This window comes from Nocardia sp. NPDC059154, from assembly GCF_042755705.1.
Lineage (GTDB): Bacteria > Actinomycetota > Actinomycetes > Mycobacteriales > Mycobacteriaceae > Nocardia.
The window spans coordinates 87,818-93,882 of the sequence record NZ_JBHZCS010000043.1 but is presented as its reverse complement, the minus strand read 5'-3'; the positions used below and the strand labels follow the sequence as shown (position 1 = coordinate 93,882).

The window sequence follows — 6,065 nt, the reverse complement described above, 5'->3', positions numbered from 1 at the left end:
CCCCGAAGGGCCTTACCGCTCGACTTGCATGTGTTAAGCACGCCGCTAGCGTTCGTCCTGAGCCAGGATCAAACTCTCCGTTGAAGACTCTAGATTTACCCCGAAGGGCGAATCAGAAGTATCTCGAACCAGAGTCCGAAAACCTAGCAAAAATAGCCGGCTGGAAATTAGCCGACTTAAATGTCCGACCCTCACACGGGGGGTGAGAATCGGAACCAAATTTCAAAATTTGGCACTGACATTCATCGACACACTATTGAGTTCTCAAAGAACACACGCACAAACGATCTCCCGGGCTCTTGGTCCCGCTCGATCGTGAGGCAACTTTTACAGCTTAGCCCAGCCTTCTCAGCGAAACCAAATCCGCTGGTCAGGTCGAACTAGTGTGATCATCAGGCGCTCCTCGTCCAACCTCGTTTCCCGGGCCCTTGGGGCTCCGGGTCGGTGTCCGTGTCGCTCTGACCTGGAATAAGTTACGTGTTGCTACGAACAGAAGTCAAATCGGCTGGTCAGAGGCGCAATTCGCGCAATTCGCACGCTCTCGCTCTTGCGACCCGTGGTCGGGTGGACGACCTTGGTGGTGTGTACGTCTGCGATTGGTCGATTACCAGTTCTGTTGTCGACGAGTTCGCGGAACGAGTTCCCGGCCATAAAGAAACCGACTGGCGTGTTAGTTGGCTGCCGGGCCGATTGCTCACCCGCGCCCAGGCGCTGGCCGCCATCGAATTGGCCGAACTCCTCTTCGACCCCACCCGCCCCGCGGACGCCGACATCCACGCCACCATCGCCGCGACCGCCGAACAGCTCGGCGTCCGGCCCATCGATGTGGCCGTCACCCTCTCGGCACGACACCCCAACCGCTGACCCCACCGCCGTCCGGCCGCACCGTCCACCCCTCGGTGGGCCCGGATACGCCGGGCGGACGATTCCCGCCGGAAGCCCTCCGCCCACGGGTGGAATTCCTTTGACACCCACCGGGAACCGGCCGAAATTGGGGCTGTGACAGGGGTAATCGCACGTCCCGAACGATCCAGAACCGACTGGTCACGATGGTTGCGGGGGCCGGCCGACCAGCCACACTGGGCCCGACCCGCTCTGCTGGGCATCGCCGTCGCGGCCGGGGTCCTCTACGCCTGGGGCATCAGCTCGCAGACACCACACCTCTACTACTCGGCCGCCGCCCGCTCGATGAGCATGAGCCGGCACAACTTCTTCTACGCGGCCTTCGACCCGGACGCGACCATCAGCATCGACAAACTGCCGGGCGCGATCTGGATCCAGGCGCTGTCGGTACGGGTATTCGGGCCGCACACCTGGGCGTATCTCCTGCCGCAGGTCATCGAGGGCGTGCTCACTGTGCTCGTGCTGTACCGCGCGGTGCGGCGACTGTCCGGTCCGTACGCGGCCCTCGTCGCGGCAGCGGTCGCGGCTCTGGCGCCGGCGGTGGTCGCGCTCGATCGCGGCAATATCTCCGACACCCTGCTGATCCTGCTGCTGGTGCTGGCCGCGGATCAGGCGGCGGCCGTGATCGTGTCGGGGCGGGTGCGGAATCTGATGTGGTGCGGGCTGTGCATCGGCCTCGCCTTCCAGGCGAAGATGGTGCAGGCCTGGTTGATCGTCCCGGCGCTGGCGGCGGCGCTCCTGCTCGCCGCGCCGAGAAGCGAACTGCGGCAGCGCATCACGGGTCTGGCCTGGTTCGGCGCGACCACGCTGGTGGTGTCGCTGAGCTGGATGACAGTGGTCAGCCTGCTGCCCGCCGGGCACCGGCCGTACGTGGACGGCAGCCACCACAACTCGCTGTTCGAGCAGGTCTTCGTCTACAACGCGGCCAGCCGCACCAATGACGGATTCAGTGTGGGGTCGGCCAACTTCACCACCGGTGGCCGGGGCTCGGGATACCGCGCGGATCTGGTGCTCGGGCCGCACAGCCGGTTCGACCATCTCTTCGGAGGCGGCGGCGGTCGCGAGACCGGGTGGTTGATTCCGCTCGTGCTGGTCTGCCTGATCGCCCTCGCCTGGGCGGCCCGACGGCGGCCGCGCACCGCCCGCGAGACCGCGGCGCTGGTGCTGTGGGGCGGCTGGCTCGTGGTCCACCTGGCGATCTTCCTGGTGATCGGGACGGTGAACCCCTACTACCTGGCGGTGCTCGCACCCGCGATCGCGGCCCTGATCGGCATGGGGGCCGAGGCTTTCCGCCAGACGGATGACCGCCGGATGCGCGGGCTGGGGTTGGCTGCCGTGGCCGCGACCGCCGCGTACGGCTGGTGGCTGTCCGCGGCCGCGCCCGGCTGGGTGCGGGCCGGGCTCGTGGTCGTCACCGTGGTGCTCATCCTGGCCGCGCTGCGCGTCCGCGAATCATTGGCAACCGCACTGCTACTCGTCGCGGCGCTCGCCGCGCCGACCACGGCCGCGGTCTCGGTGGTCGCGGACGGATACGGTCCGCTGGACACCCCCTATGAAACGGCGCAGGCCCGGCAGATCACCCAGGGCTTCATGGCCTCGGCCCTCACCTCGGCCCGGGAACTCGATGCACAGCTCGCGAAAACGCCCGGCCACCCGCGATATCCACTGGTCACCTTCACCTCCGCGCTGGCCTCGCCGTTCATTGTGAGCAGCGGCCGGCAGGTGCCGGCCATCGGCGGCTTCACGGGTGCGGCCCCGGTGCCGACCACCGCCGAGGTCGCCCGCATGATCGAGGCCGGCGAGGTCGGACTGGTCCTGGTGACGCCCGCGGACGACGACCGTGTGATCTGGATCCGGCAATACTGCCGCGCACTGCCCGGTGGCGGGGACGGCGCGGTCCTCGCCTACACCTGCGCCCGCCACTGACGGCAAACCGAAACGGTCCCGAATCACTGTGCGGCACTTAGCATCACTGACCATGCAGGACATCAGCGGGCTGATTCACAAGATCAAGCATGGGCTCGACACCCAGGTGAGCATCGCGCGGCTGCGGCGAAACCGCACCCTCGCGGAGGCCGCGACCGGACGCACCGTCCTGATCACCGGCGCCTCCTCCGGCATCGGACGCGTCGCCGCCGCACAACTCGGCGCGGCCGGAGCCACCGTGCTGCTGGTCGCGCGCCGCGCCGAGGAACTCGAACAGGCCGTCGCCGATATCGAGGCCGCCGGCGGCAAGGCCGCCGCCTACCCGTGCGACCTCAACGACTTCGACGCCCTCGACGCCATGACCGCCAGCGTGCTCGCCGACCACGGCCACGTCGACATCCTGGTCAACAATGCCGGCCGTTCCATCCGCCGCCCGCTCGACCAGTCCTACGACCGCTTCCACGACTACGAACGCACCATGCGGCTCAACTACTTCGCGGCCGTCCGCCTCATCCTCGCCTTCGCGCCCGGCATGCGGGACCGGCGTGACGGCCACATCATCAACATCCTGTCCCTGGCCAACCTCTACGGCGGCCCGGGGTACGCGGCCTACGTCGCATCCAAAGCTGCCCTCGACTCCCTGAGCACCAGCCTCCAAGCCGAAACCCACACCGAGAATGTGCGTTTCACCTCCATCTACCTCCCCCTCGTCCGCACCCCGATGATCGCTCCCAACGCCGTCTACCAGAACGCCGACGCGCTCACCCCCGAAGAGGGCGGGCAGATCATCTGCGACGCCATCATCGACCGGCCGCGGCGACTCGCCCCGGTCATGGGCCGAGTCACCGCGCTCATCGACAGCGTCCTGCCCGAACGCGCCGACGGCATCCGCAGCGCCCGCTTCCGGCAAGGCATGTGACCAGCACCCCGGGGCGCACCGATGCCCCGGGGACACCGTCACGCGGACCGGCGGCCCCACAGTGCGGCCAAGGCCAGCAGCCATCCGCTCCACAGCACGTACCCCGCGAAATTCGCCTGCTGCGCGCCCGGCACCTGCCACGGAGCACCACACCCGGACAGGACACGCGGATAGTCGAACACCGCGCCCAGACCCGCGAACCCGGCATTCATGCCCACGACTGTCACGACTATCAGGACCGCTGCATCAGCGGCGCCCTGCCGGTGGAGGATTTCGTGAGAGTGGACATGGCGGGCTCCTTCACCGGTGCACGGCGGGCTGGGCGTCCAGGGTGGCGCGGACGGCATCCGCGATCGGCGTCGGGTCGAGGCCGAAGTGAGTGGTCGCGGCGCTGGAGTCCAGGACGAAGGGGCGGTCGAATTGGTAACGCAGTTCCCGCATTTCGCGGGCATCGGGTACGAACAGGCCGACCGCCCAGAGCAGGGCGGCGGGCATGCGGCCGACCCGGGCTGACGGCGCGCCGGCCAGCGACGCCGTCAGATCGGCCAGGGCGCGGACCGACAGCGGCGGCGGGGTCGGGACGTGCCAGGCTCGGCCCCGGGCGGTTTCGTCATCCGCGACGGCGATCAGCAGGCGGGCCACGTCCTCGGTGGCGGTCCAGCTGTGCGGGGCGTCCAGGTCCGCCGGGACCAGGGCGCGCTTGCCCGCGAGCACCGCGGGCAGCACCAGCACGCTGAAGGCCGACGTCGCGGCCGGGCCGAGGTAGTCCGAGCCGCGCACCTCGGCGGTGCGGATGCGACCCGCCCGGTGGGCGGCGAGCTGCTCGGACCACATGTCCGCGCGCACCCGGCCCTTCACGGAATTCGGGCGCAGCGGATGCGATTCGGTGACCGGACCGTCGAATTCGCCGTAGCCGTACAGGTTTCCGACCGTGATCAGGGCCGCGCCGGAAAGCTCGGCGGCGGTCAGGACGGCGCGATGCAGGGGAGGGAAATCCTGCGGCCAGCGGTGATACGAGGGCTGGGCGCACTGGTACAGGGCGGTGGCGTCCGCGCAGTGGGTGAGCAGGGCTGCCGGGTCGGCGGCGTCGGCGGCGATGCGCTCGATATTCGGGTGGTCGGGGCCGGAGCCGCTACGGGTGACGATGCGGACATGGTCACCTCGCGCGACGAGCAGTCGCGCGGTGGCCGTGCCCACCGGGCCCGCTCCGATGACGATGTGCAGGGACATGGGGTCCTCGATCCTGTCGGATGTGGATAAGTCGAGAACACTGTTCTCGCCCTGTCGACGGTAGAAGTGCACACCGTTTCTCGTCAAGAACACTGTTCTCTCAGTCGCCTGCCGTTCTCCGAACAGTTGCCTGTTCTCTACACTGCGGATATGTCCGCCGGATCCCTGCGCGCCCGCGTCCGCACCGAAATGATCGAGGAGATCAAGGCCACCGCGCGCAAGCGGCTGGCCACCGACGGCGCGAACCTGTCCCTGCGCGGCGTCGCCCGCGACATGGGGATCGTCGCCTCCGCGCTCTACCGCTACTTCCCCAGCCGCGACGACCTGCTGACCGCCCTGATCCTGGACAGCTACCGATCCCTCGGCGCGGCCGCCACCGCGGCCCAGGCCACCGCTCCCGCGAACAACGAACGCGCACAATGGCTTTCGGTCTGCGCATCGGTCCGGGACTGGGCCGTCGCCAACCCCACCGAATACGGACTCCTCTACGGCAGCCCCATCCCCGGCTACGACGCCCCCGAGGACACCGTCGGCCCCGCCGCCACCGTCGTCATGCTGCTCGCCGGCATCGCCGCCCACGCCGCGACCGCCGACCGCCTACACCCCGCACCCCTGCCCACTCCCCTCCCCGCCCCGGTGCGCGCGGACCTGCGCACCCTCACCGAACAGCAGTCGTCCGACCTCCCCGAAGAAGTCCTCGACCGCGTATTCCTGGCCTGGACACAGCTTTTCGGCCTGGTCACCTTCGAGATCTTCGGCCGCCTCGACGGCACCATCGAAGCCGTCGCCGACTACTTCACCCACCACATGAACCTCATGGCCGACCTCGTCGGCCTGCCCGCCGAAAGCTGATCCAACACAAGCGAATCGGCCTGTGCGCCACCATCACACGCCTGAGCCCGGCCATCGCGTGCCGATCGCTGCTCCCCTTCCGGCACCTTACCCACACATGGCCGAGGGGACGGGAACCACCCGGTGGGCGGGGCCTCTTTTTTTCCGTGTTTTTTTCGAAGGGCAGAACCCGCAGGCCCCCCCCCCCCCCCCCCCCCTCTGGTTTCCCCCCGGGGGGGCCCTCTCCCCCCTTTCC

Annotated in this window: 6 protein-coding genes and 1 rRNA gene; 4 read left to right on the top strand and 3 right to left on the bottom strand. The window is 68.6% G+C overall.

What is annotated here, in order from left to right:
* A 16S ribosomal RNA gene (locus tag ACFXN1_RS31860) occupies positions 1-84 on the bottom strand; the annotation flags it as partial.
* Positions 85-564: 480 nt separating this feature from the next.
* Between ACFXN1_RS31860 and ACFXN1_RS31855 the strand changes: the two genes are divergently transcribed.
* From ACFXN1_RS31855 to ACFXN1_RS31845, 3 genes are all read left to right on the top strand, one after another.
* Entirely contained in the window at positions 565-864 is a 300-nt protein-coding gene (locus ACFXN1_RS31855) for a hypothetical protein (RefSeq protein ID WP_379446520.1), read from the top strand.
* 135 nt (positions 865-999) lie between these two features.
* On the top strand, positions 1,000-2,829 hold the full coding sequence (locus ACFXN1_RS31850; RefSeq protein ID WP_379446519.1) for an ArnT family glycosyltransferase: 1,830 nt from the start codon (positions 1,000-1,002) through the stop codon (positions 2,827-2,829).
* A 52-nt stretch (positions 2,830-2,881) separates the two neighbouring features.
* The gene (locus ACFXN1_RS31845; RefSeq protein WP_379446518.1) at positions 2,882-3,748 is read left to right on the top strand and encodes an SDR family NAD(P)-dependent oxidoreductase; all 867 of its coding nucleotides are present in this window, start codon (positions 2,882-2,884) and stop codon (positions 3,746-3,748) included.
* 38 nt (positions 3,749-3,786) lie between these two features.
* Here ACFXN1_RS31845 and ACFXN1_RS31840 read toward each other — a convergent pair whose 3' ends face one another.
* Together ACFXN1_RS31840 and ACFXN1_RS31835 are read right to left on the bottom strand one after the other, a co-directional pair.
* The gene (locus ACFXN1_RS31840) at positions 3,787-3,960 is read right to left on the bottom strand and encodes a hypothetical protein (RefSeq protein ID WP_379446517.1); all 174 of its coding nucleotides are present in this window, start codon (positions 3,958-3,960) and stop codon (positions 3,787-3,789) included.
* An 88-nt stretch (positions 3,961-4,048) separates the two neighbouring features.
* Complete coding sequence (locus ACFXN1_RS31835) at positions 4,049-4,978, bottom strand: NAD-dependent epimerase/dehydratase family protein (protein WP_379446516.1); 930 nt, start codon at positions 4,976-4,978, stop codon at positions 4,049-4,051.
* A 150-nt stretch (positions 4,979-5,128) separates the two neighbouring features.
* Between ACFXN1_RS31835 and ACFXN1_RS31830 the strand changes: the two genes are divergently transcribed.
* Positions 5,129-5,830: a TetR/AcrR family transcriptional regulator gene (locus ACFXN1_RS31830; RefSeq protein ID WP_379446515.1), complete on the top strand. Its 702-nt coding sequence runs from the start codon at positions 5,129-5,131 to the stop codon at positions 5,828-5,830.
* Positions 5,831-6,065 lie beyond the last annotated feature (235 nt).